This window comes from Halomonas sp. (genome assembly GCF_052095765.1).
GTDB lineage: Bacteria > Pseudomonadota > Gammaproteobacteria > Pseudomonadales > Halomonadaceae > Halomonas.
Window position 1 is genome coordinate 62,872 of record NZ_JBQDJZ010000002.1, and the last position, 14,768, is coordinate 77,639.

Consider the following 14,768-nt stretch of genomic DNA (forward strand, 5'->3'; position numbering starts at 1 on the left):
ATCACTGTGCATGGCTGATCCCCTGAACTCCAAGGATGTCCCGGTTTTTTCAAGGAGTGCCAGACTGTACCCCTGTCGTCGGATTACCCTGCATTGTACAGAGGGGAACCCGGTGAAGGGCGGGGAGTCTCATGATATAGGCCACTTGGCTTATTGCTGAAGGAGGTTGTCGTATGGCTACGCTGAACCAGCTTCGTCAGGACCATGTCAACATGGCAGGTATGTTGCATGTTCTGAAGCTCAAGCAGAAGGTGCTGGTGGACGGAGAACGACCCGATTTCCGGCTTGTTCGTGAAGTTGTCGATTACATTCTTGATTACATGGACGGCTTTTCCAAGCTGCTGGACGAGGTCTTTGCCCGTCTTGTTCACGACAAGGTGCCAGAGGCTGACAGCACCAGCACCCTGCTGGCTGATCACTATCGCGAGCTCAAGAAGCAGTTGATGCGCCTGTCTTCCGACCTGGACATGATACTGATGGACGGCGTTATGCCCATGGATCGTTTTGCTGCAGACCTCGATGGCTATCTGGCAATGCACCAGAGCTATCTGCGGGAAGAGCGTGAGCATCTGGTGCCATTGATGCGTGAGCACTTCGACGACAAGGACATGGAACACTTCGCAGCGGCGCTTCCCGAAGGTGCGGCCAACCAGTTCGAGCAGCTCAAGAAAGTCTATCCTGCACTTGAAGAAGATCTGCGCGGTGTTGAGCCACCAGCCATGTGACCCTTGTTCCATGCGGATGCTGTGGTGCTGATAGCGACTGTACTGCCGGGATCAGGCCACAGACATTCCGACTGCCTTTGAAGCAGGCTTCGAGACAACCCGCGGCTGGGGTAGAATCTCCCTTGGATTTCCGAAGCGTACTGCCACTCTAAACAATGAGCCATTGCATGCCCCAGCCGTTACCCCTGCCCACAGACTCTATTTCAGTGGTTGCTCTACCCCCGGCCTGCTGCATATCGGTGTGGCGCTGATGGCGGGCCCGATTCTGGTATTTGATTCGGGCGTTGGCGGGCTGTCGGTTGCCGCCGCTCTGCGTCGTCACCTGCCTGCCGCTGCGTTGGCTTACGCCTGCGATAACGCCATGCTTCCCTATGGCGTGCGTGATGATGACTGGCTGGTGAAACGGATTGTTGATGTCTGTGAGGCCGCTGTTAGGGCGAGTGGTTGCGTCGGCTTGGTGGTAGCCTGCAATACCGCCAGCACGCTGGCGCTAGAGCGGCTTCGCCAACGCCTTGAGGTGCCGGTGATCGGCACCGTTCCGGCGATCAAACCAGCGGCCGAGTTGAGTAGATCTCACCATATTGGCCTGTTGGCCACCAGTGCGACGGTGCGCCGCCCCTACACCGATCGTTTGATTCAGAGCTTTGCCGGAAACTGTCGGGTAACCCGAGTGGCGGCTGATGCGCTGGTAACTGAAGCTGAGCAGGTCGTACGCGGTAAAATGCCTGATATGTTCTGCTTACGAGATGTGCTGGCACCGCTGGAGGCTCAGCATGACCTGGACACGGTCGTGCTTGGTTGTACGCATTTTCCGCTGCTGATGGACTGGTTGCCCAAGGCGCTAACCCGGTCCTTGCAGTGGGTAGACTCAGGCGATGCCATTGCCCGTCGCTGCGGGCAGATAGTGACTGCAGTCGCGCCACGTAGCGAGGCTGAAGCAGCCTGGCTCACAGCACCTGCTCCTGAGCTTGCTGCCGGGCTGCGGGCGTATGGCTTCAGCCGCAGCTACTCGTTGTTGATTGACTGAGCAGGTGTTTTGACTTTCTGCCGGTATCTTACGTGTCACCCTTCGTTTCGATTTCTCTGTCTTTCCCAGGAGCCGCCATGGCTATTCCCGTTGTCGCCCCCGAACGCTATGACGACCAGCTCGCTGCCAAGCGCAGTAGCATCACTGAGCGCTTTGCACGCTTTTCGCCACCAGAGCTGGAGGTCTTTGCCTCGCCGGCCAGCCATTACCGGCAGCGCTGTGAGTTTCGCGTGTGGCATGACGCTGATGACATTTACTACGTTATGTTCGAGGTGGAACCGGAGAACCCGGCCCAGAAGCAGGTGGTTCGCATGGACAGCTATGCGGTCGCCAGTCGGGGCATCAATGCGCTGATGCCGCGTCTGATGGATGCCATCCGCGACAGGCCGGTGCTGAGGCGGCGCCTGTTTCAGGTGGACTTCCTGACCACCCTGTCCGGGGAGCTGCTGGTGACGCTGATCTACCACCGCCCGCTGGAGGAAGACTGGGAAGTCGAAGCCCGTGGGCTGGAGGCGACGCTTGGGGTGATGATCATTGGCCGTTCGCGGAAGCAGCGTATCGTACTGACCCGCGACCATGTCTGGGAGCGCCTGGAGGTAGACGGCCGTGAGCTGGTGTATCAGCAGGTCGAAAACAGCTTTACTCAACCCAATGCTGAAGTCTGTCGGGCCATGCTCAGCTGGGCGCGTGATGTGACAGCAGGCAGCCAGGCGCATGACCTGGTGGAGCTCTACTGTGGCAATGGTAATTTTACCATTGCGCTGGCAAACAACTTCCGGCGCGTGCTGGCCACCGAAATTTCACGTACGTCGGTGGCTAGCGCCCGGGAAAACGTGCTGGCCAACGGCATAGACAACGTGGTGATAGGGCGAATGTCTGCCGAGGAGTTTTCCCAAGCGCTGAGGGGAGAAAAGGAAGGGCGCCGGGTCACCGAGATGCAGCTGGAGGATTACGACTTTTCTACGGTGCTGGTAGACCCGCCCCGGGCAGGCCTGGATGAGGCAAGCTGTGAGCTGCTGAGCGGCTATCAGCGTATTGTGTATATTTCCTGTAATCCTGAGAGCTTGGAAGCCAACCTGGACGTGCTGACTCGCACACACGCGATCCATCGCTTTGCTCTGTTCGACCAGTTTCCGTGGACAGACCATACTGAGTGTGGCGTGTTGCTGGCGCGCCGAGCCGAAAACGGATAGGCGGGTCATACATGCCAGGTCGTTATGGATCATGTGCAAATCGGCATCTCCTTGGGCTTGCACTGAGAGTTGGCGTAAGCTCAGAGTAAGGCTGGCTGATCCAGCCCAACGCAAATAAAAAATGACTTGGCCGCGCTGGCGGCCACTGCCAGTCGAGGTGAAGGATGCTAGATTTTGTAAGTGGCGAGGCTCGTGAGGATATCCTCAAACAGCTGAGTGAGCGGATAGAAAACCGCTTGGATGAAAAAAAGGCGAATCAGGTAAAACCCTTTGCCAAAGATTTCTACTGCTCGGTGCCGGTTGAGGATCTGAACGAAAGAGACCCGGAAGAGCTCTACGGAGCAGTCTTGTCCCTTTGGCAGTTCCTGCAACAGTTTGATGAGAGCGAGGCCAAGGTCAGGGTGATCAACCCTGATTTCGAGAATCACGGCTGGCAATCATCACACACCTACATTGCCGCGTTGAACAAGGACATGCCTTTTCTTGTCGATTCAGTGCGCGTTGAGCTTAACCGTCGTGGCATGACGGTGCATGCCATCCACAATACTGTGATACAGGTTGAACGTGACGGCGGCAACCAGCTGATTCGAATTCTTGCACCCGGCGAGAGCAGCAGCCAGAGCACCAGCGAGTCGTTGATTGCTGTCGAGGTGGATCGCCGCACGGATCCCAGCGAGCTTGAGGATATCGAGGCTAGCATCGCGGACGTGCTGATTGACGTGCGTACTGCCGTGAGTGATTTCGAGCCCATGGTCAGCAAGGTGCAGGAGGTTATTGACGAGCTTAGATCGCACTGCCCAGCGCAGATTGACGCCCAGGACCACCAGGAAGCGATCGAGTTCATGGAGTGGCTGCGGGAAGACAACTTTACCTTCCTAGGTTACGACGAATACTCGGTTGCTCCTGGCGGTAAGCAGCTCGACAAGGTAGAAGGCAGTGAGCTTGGCGTTTTCCGTCTGGATCAGCCGCGTTACCGTGAGTGGGTCCGCGCCAACCAGGGTACAGAAGGCGAGCAGATTGTGCTGGTGCCCAAGCTGGTGTCCTTTGCCAAAAGTGCGCACCGTGCACGGGTTCATCGGCCCGCCTATCCGGACTACATTTCCGTGGACCGCTATGACGATCAGGGGCGCATCACGGGTGAATACCGCTTTATGGGGCTATTTACTTCGACGGTATACAACGATTCGCCGCGCCATGTGCCCATCTTGCGTCGCAAGATCGACAAGGTAATGGACAGCGCCGGCTTCAGCCCTACCGGCCACAATGGCAAGCAGCTGCTGCAGACCCTTGAGGTCTATCCGCGGGACGACCTGTTCCAGATCGATGAGGGGGAGCTCGCCGCCATGGCGCTGAGCATCCTAGATCTGCGCGAGCGTCGCCGTGTGCGACTGTTCATCCGCGAGGACAAGTTCGGCAAATACTACTCCTGCCTGGTGTTTGTGCCGCGAGACGTGTTTTCTACCGAGCTTCGCTTGCGCTTGCAGGATGTACTGTGTAACGAGCTTGATGCCACCTTTGGTGACTTCAACACCTACCTGTCGGAGTCGGTGTTGGCGCGTATCCAGTTCATTCTTCGCTTCAACGGTGATGCGCCCGTCGAGTACGACATCAAGCGCCTTGAGAAGCAGATGGCGAAGCTGGCTCGCAACTGGCGCGATGATCTGTTGAATGCCGCTATCGAAGGCTTTGGGGAAGAGCGCGCCAATCAGCTGATGAACCGCTTCCGTGATGCTTTTCCGGGCAGTTATCGGGAAGACTTTGCGGCGCGCACGGCAGTGTATGACCTGCAGCACATGTGTGAGCTGTCAGACCAGCAGCCGCTAGCGCTGGCGCTGTATCGCCAGGTCGAGGAAGAGGGCAGTGGTGTCAACCTGAAGCTGTTCCATCGCGATCAGCGAATTCCGCTGTCTGATGTCCTGCCGATGATGGAAAACCTTGGTCTGCGTGTGCTGGGGGAACGCCCTTATGAGGTGATCGCTAGCGATACCACCTACTGGATTCACGATTTCGACCTTGAGCATCATGCTAGTAGCGAGGTCAACCTTCAGGAAATGCGCGAGTCGTTTATCGAGGCGTTTCAGCGCATTTGGGCTGGTGAGGCAGACAATGATGCCTTTAACCGTTTGATCATTGGTGCCAACCTCGACTGGCGTGAGGTGGCCATGCTGCGCACCTATGCGCGCTATCTCAAGCAGATTGGCCTTGGCATGTCGCAGAGCTATATCGCCAACACTCTAAGCAGCTACCCGAACATCACACGCGAGCTGGTGTCGCTGTTCGCGTTACGCTTCAATCCTGTGGAGCGCCCCGATGATGGCGCGGAGGAGGCCTGCGAAGCGCATATCCTGACACTGCTTGATGAGGTACCCAGCCTGAACGACGACCAGATGCTGCGCCGCTTCATGGCGCTGATCAATGCCACCTCGCGCACCAACTATTATCAGCATGATGAACAAGGCTGTGTGAAAGATTACATCGCCATCAAGCTTGAGCCGGCCAAGGTGTCGGGCATGCCCAAGCCCCTGCCGGCGTATGAAATTTTTGTCTGTTCGCCTCGGGTTGAGGGTGTACACCTACGGGGTGGTAAGGTGGCGCGTGGCGGGTTGCGCTGGTCCGATCGGCTTGAGGATTTCCGGACTGAGGTGCTGGGTCTGGTCAAGGCACAGCAGGTCAAAAACGCGGTAATCGTGCCGGTCGGTGCCAAGGGTGGCTTTGTCTGCAAGCGCATGCCGGAAGGTGCAGACCGCGATGCCACTCAGAAAGAAGGTATCGCCTGTTACCAGATATTCATCCGGGCGTTGTTGGACGTCACCGATAACCTGGACGGCGAAAAAGTCATTCCGCCTCGTGAGGTCGTTCGCCACGATGGTGATGACGCCTACATGGTAGTGGCAGCTGATAAAGGTACCGCGACCTTCTCCAACATTGCCAACGCTATTTCTGAGGAGTATGGCCACTGGTTGGGCGATGCCTTTGCCTCGGGCGGCGAGCATGGCTACGACCATAAAGGTATGGGCATTACTGCCACGGGTGCCTGGGAGTCGGTAAAGCGTCACTTCCGCGGCCTAGGTGTGAATACTCAGCAGGACGAGTTCAGCGTGGTCGGTATCGGTGACATGGCCGGTGACGTGTTTGGTAACGGCATGCTGCGTTCCGAGCATATCCGTCTGGTGGGTGCCTTCAACCACATCCATATTTTCGTTGATCCCACGCCGGATGCCGCGGCGACATTTGTTGAGCGCAAACGTCTGTTCGAGACACCGCGCTCAACTTGGGAAGACTTCAACGCTGAGCTGATCTCCAAGGGCGGCGGCGTGTTTTCACGCAGTGCCAAGACTATCGCTATCTCGCCTGAAATGAAGAAGGTGTTTGGCATCACGCAAAGTCAGCTGCCACCCACTGAGCTGATTCGCGCCATGCTCAAGTCCTCGGTGGACCTGATTTGGAACGGTGGCATCGGTACCTACATCAAGGGCAGCGCCGAAAGCGACGCGGATGTTGGCGATAAGGCCAACGACGTTCTGCGCATCAACGGCTGTGACGTCAATGCGCGGGTGATCGGTGAGGGTGGCAACCTTGGCATGACCCAGCTTGGGCGGATGGAGGCTGCTGCTAAAGGTGTGCGTGTCAACACCGACTTTATCGATAATGCCGGCGGTGTGAACTGCTCGGACCATGAGGTCAATATTAAGATCCTTATCGATGATGTTGTGACCCGCGGTGACATGACCGAGAAACAACGCAACCAACTGCTGGAAGACATGACCGGCGAAGTGTCCGAGCTGGTGCTGGCTGGCAGTTATCGTCAGACCCAGGCGCTGGATCTTGCCGAGCTGGCTTCGCTGAACGATCTGGATGCTTTCCGTCGCTTTATCAATGAGCTTGAAAATGCGGGCCTGGTCGACCGTGAGTTGGAATTTCTGCCTGGCGACGATGTGCTGCAGGAGCGTGCCCAGCAAGGGCAAGGCATGCTGTTGCCCGAGCTTGCTGTGCTGTTGTCCTACGCCAAGAGCTCGCTTAAGAATGACCTGGTGGCCTCTGACGTGCCAGATGATCCAGTGGTGCGGGCCTATGTGGAAGGGGCCTTCCCGAAGGTGCTGGCCGAGCGCTATCACGAGGAAATGTATCAGCACCGCCTCGTGCGTGAAATCGTAGCAACACAACTGGCCAACGACTTGGTTGAGCACATGGGCATTGTGTTTGTACGCCGGCTGATGGATTCCACCGGCTTTGCCCGTGCAGAAATTGCCCGTGCCTATGTGGTGGCGGCTCAGAGTTTCCAGCTGCACAGCCTGTGGGCGCAGATCGAGGCGCTGGACAACCAGGTGCCAAGTGCCGTGCAGTATTCGATGATGCTTGACCTGATGCGCATGATGCGCCGTTCCACCCGCTGGTTCCTGCGTCAGCGCAGCACCATGACCACCAGCGAAGCCATCGATTATTTCAAGCCGCGGTTGGCCCAGATGCAGGACAGCATCGGCAAGCGCCTGCGTGGTGAAGATGCTGAGCGTTGGCAAGCACGTCGCGACGAGCTGATCAAGGCCGGTGTGCCTGAAACGCTTGCTGCCACGCTGGCCGCGTCGACCAGCCTGTATGCTGCGCTGGGTATTATCAACGTCGCCAGCCAGACTGGCGGCAAGCCCCAGCGGGTTGCCGAGGTGTTCTATGAAGTAGGCGCGCGCCTCGAGCTGCCCTGGGTAGTTCAGCAGGTTACGCAGTTGCAAGTGAGCGACACCTGGCAGGCCCAGGCGCGTGAAAGCTTCCGTGACGACATCGAGCGTCAGCAGCTGGCGCTTACTGCCAGTGTACTTGATATGCAGGATGGTCCTCAGGAGGTATCAGAGCGCACCCAGGTCTGGCTAGCCCAGCATGAAACCATGCATGAACGCTGGTGCCGTCTGCTGGAAGAAGTGCGCGGAACCCAGGCGGACTTCCCGCTGTTTGCCGTGGCGGTGCGTGAGCTGGTCGATCTGAGTGAGGGCAGTCGTGCTGGCTGATGCACCAATAGCATGGTGATAATGCAAGAATAACCCCGCTTCGGCGGGGTTATTTTATGCGGTAAGAGTCGTCACACAGGGCGCTATGCTAAGGCTCGTTAGAGCAGAAAAATGGTGGACAGTCCTAAAAACGACATGAAGCCGATGACATCGGTGACGGTGGTCAGGACCACCGAGCCGGATAGCGCCGGGTCGGCGCCCATACGCTTGAGCGTCAGAGGCACCACAATGCCGGCAAATCCGGCCGCCAGCATGTTGATTACCAGGGCAGCGGCAAGAATGGCACCGATGGCCAGGCTGTCGAACCACAGCATGGCCAGGCCGGCGACCACCAGTGACCAGAGCACGCCGTTAAGCGCCGCGATGCCGACCTCCTTGCGCAGTAGCCAGCCACGGTTGGTACGGCTGATCTGGCCAAGGGCCATGCCGCGAATGGCCAGCGTCAGCGTCTGGCTACCGGCGATACCGCCCATACTGGCAACGATCGGCATCAGCACGGCAAGTGCCACCACCTTGCTGAGCACATCCTCGAAGCGACCGATCACCCAGGCCGCCAAAAAGGCCGTGAGTAGGTTGATGCCGAGCCAAATAGCACGGCGCTTGGCGCTTGAAAAAACCGGGGCGAACAGGTCTTCCTCTTCGTCAAGGCCGGCCATGCTCATCAGTGCCTGTTCGGACTCTTCCAACATGACGTCGACCATGTCATCAATTACGATGCGGCCAATAAGAATGCCGTCATCGTCAACTACCGGTGCCGAGATCAGGTCGTGGGTTTCGAACAGCGTTGCCACATCACGCGCTTTCATTGTTCCCTGAATGATGTCCACCTCGCTGTTCATCAGCTCAGCAACGGCCATTTCAGGGTCGCTGGTGACCAGCTGCGACAGCGACAGAATGCCCATGAACTTGCCGCTGCGATCGACCACCATCAAGCGGTCAATGTTATCCGGCACCACGTCCTTCCAGCGCAGAAAGCGCTGAACGGTTTCTAGGGTAACGTCTGGGCGTATCACAATGGCATCGGTACGTAGCAGGCGACCCGCAGAGCCGTCTTCGAAAGCGAGGGTTTCTTCCAGACGCGAGCGTTGCAGAGCGTTCATGGAGAGCAGCATGTCTTCGGCGACCTGCTGGGGCAGGTCCTCAAACAGCTCTGCTAGATCAGAGGTGTCCAGTCCGGCAGTGGCTGCGACGATTTCACTCGGCTCCATGTCCTTGAGCAGGGTGCTACGCACCTCATCGTGTACGTGCAGCAGAACCTCGCCATCGACTTCCGGGGGAACCTGCTCCCACAGTCTGGTCCGCTCGCTAGCGGGTAGCGACTCGAGTAGCAGAGCGATCTCGGCTGGCTCAAGGTCGGTCAATACTTCCGTGACCTGATCAATGCGTTCAGCTTCCAGGGCCTGATGGATCAACGAGAGGCGGGTTTCCAGCGTTTGCGTGGATTCAGTCATGTGGTTTGTCCTGTCGTGTGCCATCGTTTCGTCATACACAATATGTCAATTTTGCTGTGAAGTAATAGAACCCTGCCGAGAGGGGTTCGTCGAGGTGGACCAGCTGCGCTATAATCGGCGGCGTTATTTTCTGCATCCTGACCGGCCTGCTCTCGTCCAGGTCACGCCCCGGAGTCGTCATGTATTCACTAGCCCGCTCGCTGCTGTTTCGTCTCGAGGCAGAAACGTCTCATGCCCTGGCCTTGTCGGGCCTGGATGGCGCCCATCGCCTGGGACTTTCAAAGCGCCTTGGCGGAGAGCGGGTGGATGACCCCGTCACGCTGATGGGGCTGCGCTTTCCCAACCGTGTTGGGCTGGCTGCCGGGCTGGACAAGAACGCCGATCATCTGGACGCGCTGGGTGCACTTGGTTTTGGTTTCGTCGAGGTCGGCACTGTGACGCCCAGGCCTCAGGCAGGCAACCCGAAACCCCGACTGTTTCGTCTGCCCGGGTCAGGCGCCATCATCAACCGCATGGGATTCAACAATGCCGGCGTCGACCATCTAGTGGAGCGAGTCAGCACGGCGAAATTTGCTGGCATTGTCGGTATCAATATCGGCAAGAATCTGACTACGCCAGTAGAGCAGGCGGTGGACGACTATCTGCTGTGTCTAAATAAGGTACATGCCCATGCGGATTACATCACCGTGAATATTTCCTCGCCAAACACGCCCGGGCTCAGAACACTGCAGTTTGGCGCCCAGCTTGATGAGCTGCTGGGGCGGTTGCGTGAAGCGAATACCCAGCTCGATCAGCGTGCTGGTCGCCGCGTGCCGCTGGCGGTGAAGATTGCGCCTGACATGAGTGAGGAAGAAGTTGCGCTGGTAGCACGCAGTCTACAAGACAACGGTATTGATGCGGCGATTGCCACCAATACCACCGTTTCGCGTGACGCTGTGCAGGGGCAGGCCCATGCTGACGAGCAGGGCGGGCTGTCAGGTCGGCCTGTTTTTGTCTCGTCGAACCAGGTTATCGCCGCGTTGCGTAAACAGTTACCGCAGATTGCAATCATCGGTGTTGGCGGCATCGACAGCGGTGAGGCGGCACTGGCCAAGCGGGCCGCAGGCGCTGATCTGGTTCAACTTTACACTGGCTTCATCTATCGCGGGCCAGCACTGGTAGGAGAGTGCGCACGGGCACTGAGCCGGGAGGGTTGAGGCAGTAAGCCAAGCATGAAAAAAGCCCATGAAGGATCATGGGCTCTGTCGTTTTTCGCGCAGGCTGTTGGTGTTGGCTGTTAGCCACTCCGGTATTCCAGCATCAGAGTTGTTGCATCACCATGGGGTTCTTATGAATTCCTGCGATACCCGTCATGCCTGACCATTGGTCACCACGACCTTCACGCCAACCGCTCATCCAGTATTCGCGCAGGTTGACCTCCTGGCTGGGGCAGTCATCCCTTGACTTGCCAGTGACGCCGGCTTTGTATCCTTTGACATAGGCCCGTTGGAAGCGATCACGTTTCTGTCGTTTCATTGCTAACCCTCTTGTGATTTAGGTAGCTTGCGACTTGCTGGAGAGCGCCAGAAATTTTGACCATGCGCCCTCGCCATGCCTGGGACGTTCTGTGTTGAGATATCAGCTCTTGTTGGTAGATTGATGGTCCGTTAGGACCGTGTTTGACAGATTGTGCGTCGGCGGGCGTGTCAGCCCTGCCTGTAAGCCGCCCAACAATCTATAGCGCAGAAGCTGGTCTGTTGTCGACCAGAAAATTGCAACTGAACGTGGCACAGTATTCGCCGTCAGCAGATATTGACGGCACTCACCGATGAGATAGGCAATCATGCAAGCACAGACCCACCCGGCATTCACCTTTCTGGCTACCTGCCCCACAGGCATGGAACTGTTGCTGGTAGACGAGTTGGCAGCGTTGGGGGCAACGCCGGGCAAGACCACCGTGTCCGGCGTACATTTCGAGGCCAGTGTGGCCGTCGCTTATCGGGCTTGCCTGTGGTCGCGGCTGGCGAACCGCATCGTGCTGTGCCTGGCGCGTGAAGACGGTATTGAAACTCCGGAGCAGCTGCGCGCTGCATCTGCCGCGATCGATTGGCGGCATCACCTGTTGCCCGGGCGCACACTGGCTGTGGGCTTTAACGGCAGAAGCGATGCCATCCGGCATACCGGATTCGGCGCCCAGGTGGTCAAGGATGGCGTAGTGGACCGTCTCCAGGCCGACGGGCAGGAGCGCCCCGATGTGGACCCGCAGCAGCCAGACCTAGTGATTTACGCGAGCCTGCATCGTGGTCGGTTGACGCTGGGTATCGATTTTTCTGGCGAAAGCCTGCATCGGCGCGGCTATCGTCGCGACGTAGGCCATGCGCCGCTCAAGGAAAACCTGGCTGCTGCGCTGCTGATCCGCTCGGGCTGGCCTGAACTGGCAAAGCAGGGTGCTGCGCTGGTTGATCCCTTGTGCGGTGCGGGAACCCTGTTGATTGAAGGCGCCATGATGGCTGCTGATCGAGCGCCTAACTTGCAGCGCGAACGTTTCGGCTTTCACGGCTGGGCGAACCATGACGCTGACGCCTGGCGTGAACTCAAGCGCGAAGCCGAAGCCCGTGCCAGTATTGGCCGTAAGCGCTGCCGTAACCGGATATATGGTTTTGATCGCAGCCCGCCGGCGCTGGCAGCTGCCAAGGCCAACGCCATGCGCGCCGGTATTCCCGCATTGATCCAGCTTGAGGGCGCCGGCCTGGGGGAGTTACGCCGTCCGGCGGAACTTGATGCGACGGCAAACGGGCTGATTCTGACCAACCCGCCTTACGGTGAGCGGCTGGGCGAGTTGCCCGAGTTGGTTGGGCTCTACGCCACCCTGGGTGAGCGCGTGAAGGAGGCGTTTCCAGGCTGGCACTTGGCGGTATTTACCGCCAATCCGGACCTTGGTCATCGCCTTGGCATGCGGGCTTACAAGCACTACTCGTTGAGGAACGGGCCGCTGAACGCTCGCCTGCTGCTGATACAGGTGCCAGGTTCAGAGGCGTCTGGTTCGGCGCCAGAAAGTATGCCTCGGGGCCAAGCGGCGGACGCCAGGGGGAAGCGCCCTGAGCCGTCAGCACCGGCGGCACCGCCGCCTCCCGTGCGCTCGGAAGGCGCGCAGATGTTTGCGAATCGTCTGGAAAAGAATCAGCGGCGGCTGCGCAAGTGGTTGAAACGCAGCGGCGTCAGCTGCTATCGGCTGTATGACGCAGATATGCCGGAATATGCGCTGGCCATTGATGTGTATGGCGATCATGTTCACGTACAGGAATATGCCGCGCCGCGCTCGGTGAATGCAGCTCAGGCTCAGCGGCGCCTTCATGATGCGCTGTCGGTCATTCCGGATGCGCTGGAGGTTGACCCTGCCAAGATCGTGATCAAGCGGCGTGAGCGCCAGAGCGGGCGAGGCCAGTATCAGCGCCAGGACAGCCGCGGTGAGCGCTTTGAAGTGCAGGAAGGGCCAGCTCGCCTGTGGGTCAACCTGCGCGACTACCTGGATACCGGGCTGTTTCTTGACCATCGTCCGGTACGCCGGCGGCTGGCTGAACTGGCAGCAGGAAAACGCTTTCTCAACCTGTTCTGCTACACCGCGACGGCTACAGTGCACGCGGCTTTGGGTTCAGGAAAAGGCACAGAAACCAGCGGGGCCAGTGACAGCGTCAGTGTTGACATGTCCAACACCTACCTGGACTGGGCGCAGGATAATTTTGCGCTGAACGGCCTGGACCCTAGGCGTCATCGACTGGTGCGTGACGACTGCTTCCGCTGGCTGGAAACTGCCACCAGCCAGTTCGATGTGATCTTTATGGATCCGCCGACGTTTTCTAACTCCAAGAAGATGACCGATAACACCCTTGATGTGCAACGCGACCATGGACGGTTGGTGCGCCTTGCCATGGCAAGGCTGGCCCCCGGCGGTACCTTGATATTTTCCAATAACCAGCGCCGTTTTGTGCTGGATGCGGACCTGGCTGAGGAGTTTGCGGTAGACAACATTTCTGCTGACACTTTTGATCCGGACTTTCAGCGCCGACCCGACTTGCACCACTGCTTTGTCATTTCTCACCGCGAGAGCAAGTGATGCATCTGCGACTCTACACCACCCTGGGCTGTCATCTATGCAGTGCCCTTGAGGCTTGGCTTGATCGGTTGGCCAACGAGCCAGTCACTCTGGAGCGCGTTGAGATCAGTACCGATGAAGCACTGATGCAGCATTACGCTGTGCGCATTCCGGTGCTGGTTGATACGCAGGGCCAGGAATTGGATCGTGGCTTTGAGCCTGCACGGTTGGCAGAGTGGCTTGCTGAGCGCGGCTGGCTGGATGCTGTCGTCTGGCAGAAGGTGAGCCAGGGTGTCTGTGAAGAGGACGCAGGGGCGGAGAAGCCGCGCGGCGCGCACCTGCGTCAAGGGCGACGCTACCTGAAATAAAGCAGGCTGGCTGAGCCTTAGGACGGGGCTCAGGATGAGATGTCGAGAAACGATAGCTGGTGCATGGCGTCGCGGCCTTCAGGGCTGTCATCGTTGGTTTCCAGCACTTTACGATAGCCCCGCGCCGCCTGAATGGTTTCCTCGTCGGCAAGCCAGGTCTGGGCCAGTTGCCGATCGTCAGCCAGCTGATGCCTGAGCCCGCCGGACTGGGTGCCAATCTGCCCCCAGGCTCGGCTGAAGATCCAGTCGCCAAACATGTCCTGGTGAATATGTACCAGCACATAGTCATACTCGGTTTCCCAGCGGACGATCACGGCAGCTCCTGACGTTGATGGCACTGTTGGCCCCTGGCGCGTTGCCGGCATCCAAAAGTGGTTATCCGAGCAACGGTTGTGCGATGAATGGCTGTACGATGCACAGCTGACAATGAGCGGCTATTGTAAGGGCTCGTGGGCTGCGGGCAAGTCCGGTTGTTAAGCTCGCTTATCACGCCCGTTTTTCACGTCCGTTTTTCACGTTCTTCGGAGGTCATGATCATGCGTATTGTGGTAGATGCCAATGTGCCGGCTGCCGATGCTACCTTTGGCACACTGGGCGAGGTGGTTCGGGTGCCGGGACGTGAGATCACGGCCAGTATCGTCCGGGATGCAGATGCGTTGGTGGTGCGTTCAGTCACACCGGTGACGGCGGAACTGATTGAGCGGTCACGGCTGCGCTTTGTCGGCACCTGCACCATCGGCACAGATCATGTTGATGTGGCGGCGCTAGAGGCCGCCGGTGTCGCTTTTACCAGCGTGCCGGGCTGCAATGCCGAAGCGGTGGTCGATCAGGTGCTAATCAGCCTGCTGACACTGGCTGAGCGCCATGGTTGGCTGCTAGGCGAGCGCCGTGTTGGCGTAGTGGGTGCCGGCAATGTGGGCAGCCGTCTGTTACAT

Annotated in this window: 10 protein-coding genes and 1 pseudogene; 8 read left to right on the plus strand and 3 right to left on the minus strand. The window is 58.4% G+C overall.

The features are described from left to right. Positions 1-173 precede the first annotated feature (173 nt). The 4 genes from ACTH3D_RS00730 to ACTH3D_RS00745 all read left to right on the plus strand — a co-directional run bounded on the left by ACTH3D_RS00730 (position 174) and on the right by ACTH3D_RS00745 (position 7,942). Complete coding sequence (locus tag ACTH3D_RS00730; protein WP_441664220.1) at positions 174-725, plus strand: hemerythrin domain-containing protein; 552 nt, start codon at positions 174-176, stop codon at positions 723-725. Between the two features lie 250 nt (positions 726-975). Beyond that, complete coding sequence (gene murI / locus ACTH3D_RS00735) at positions 976-1,752, plus strand: glutamate racemase (protein WP_441664250.1); 777 nt, start codon at positions 976-978, stop codon at positions 1,750-1,752. Positions 1,753-1,829: 77 nt separating this feature from the next. Next, positions 1,830-2,945 (plus strand): tRNA (uridine(54)-C5)-methyltransferase TrmA, encoded by a 1,116-nt coding sequence (trmA, locus tag ACTH3D_RS00740; protein ID WP_441664222.1) that lies wholly within the window; start codon positions 1,830-1,832, stop codon positions 2,943-2,945. A 164-nt stretch (positions 2,946-3,109) separates the two neighbouring features. Beyond that, positions 3,110-7,942 (plus strand): NAD-glutamate dehydrogenase, encoded by a 4,833-nt coding sequence (locus ACTH3D_RS00745; protein ID WP_441664224.1) that lies wholly within the window; start codon positions 3,110-3,112, stop codon positions 7,940-7,942. A 98-nt stretch (positions 7,943-8,040) separates the two neighbouring features. Here ACTH3D_RS00745 and mgtE read toward each other — a convergent pair whose 3' ends face one another. Beyond that, on the minus strand, positions 8,041-9,393 hold the full coding sequence (gene mgtE, locus ACTH3D_RS00750; RefSeq protein WP_441664226.1) for a magnesium transporter: 1,353 nt from the start codon (positions 9,391-9,393) through the stop codon (positions 8,041-8,043). A gap of 179 nt (positions 9,394-9,572) precedes the next feature. On the opposite strand from mgtE, the gene ACTH3D_RS00755 reads away from it, so the two are divergent. Then, positions 9,573-10,589 (plus strand): quinone-dependent dihydroorotate dehydrogenase, encoded by a 1,017-nt coding sequence (locus ACTH3D_RS00755; protein ID WP_441664228.1) that lies wholly within the window; start codon positions 9,573-9,575, stop codon positions 10,587-10,589. Positions 10,590-10,692: 103 nt separating this feature from the next. Here the strand turns inward: ACTH3D_RS00755 and rmf are convergent, their stop codons facing one another. Next, entirely contained in the window at positions 10,693-10,908 is a 216-nt protein-coding gene (rmf, locus tag ACTH3D_RS00760; RefSeq protein ID WP_441664230.1) for a ribosome modulation factor, read from the minus strand. A 307-nt stretch (positions 10,909-11,215) separates the two neighbouring features. Here rmf and rlmKL point away from each other — a divergent pair, with 307 nt between their 5' ends. Both rlmKL and ACTH3D_RS00770 read left to right on the plus strand, forming a co-directional pair. Continuing rightward, positions 11,216-13,486, plus strand: coding sequence for a bifunctional 23S rRNA (guanine(2069)-N(7))-methyltransferase RlmK/23S rRNA (guanine(2445)-N(2))-methyltransferase RlmL (gene rlmKL / locus ACTH3D_RS00765; protein ID WP_441664232.1), 2,271 nt, complete (start codon positions 11,216-11,218; stop codon positions 13,484-13,486). Continuing rightward, positions 13,486-13,833 carry a glutaredoxin family protein gene (locus ACTH3D_RS00770; protein WP_441664234.1) on the plus strand — a complete coding sequence of 116 codons (348 nt, stop codon included), beginning with the start codon at positions 13,486-13,488 and terminating at the stop codon, positions 13,831-13,833. The genes rlmKL and ACTH3D_RS00770 overlap by 1 nt, the downstream gene beginning before the upstream one ends. 29 nt (positions 13,834-13,862) lie before the next feature. Here ACTH3D_RS00770 and ACTH3D_RS00775 read toward each other — a convergent pair whose 3' ends face one another. Continuing rightward, on the minus strand, positions 13,863-14,147 hold the full coding sequence (locus ACTH3D_RS00775; protein WP_441664236.1) for a hypothetical protein: 285 nt from the start codon (positions 14,145-14,147) through the stop codon (positions 13,863-13,865). 222 nt (positions 14,148-14,369) lie between these two features. Here ACTH3D_RS00775 and ACTH3D_RS00780 point away from each other — a divergent pair. Continuing rightward, a pseudogene (locus ACTH3D_RS00780) lies at positions 14,370-14,768 on the plus strand (4-phosphoerythronate dehydrogenase); the annotation flags it as partial.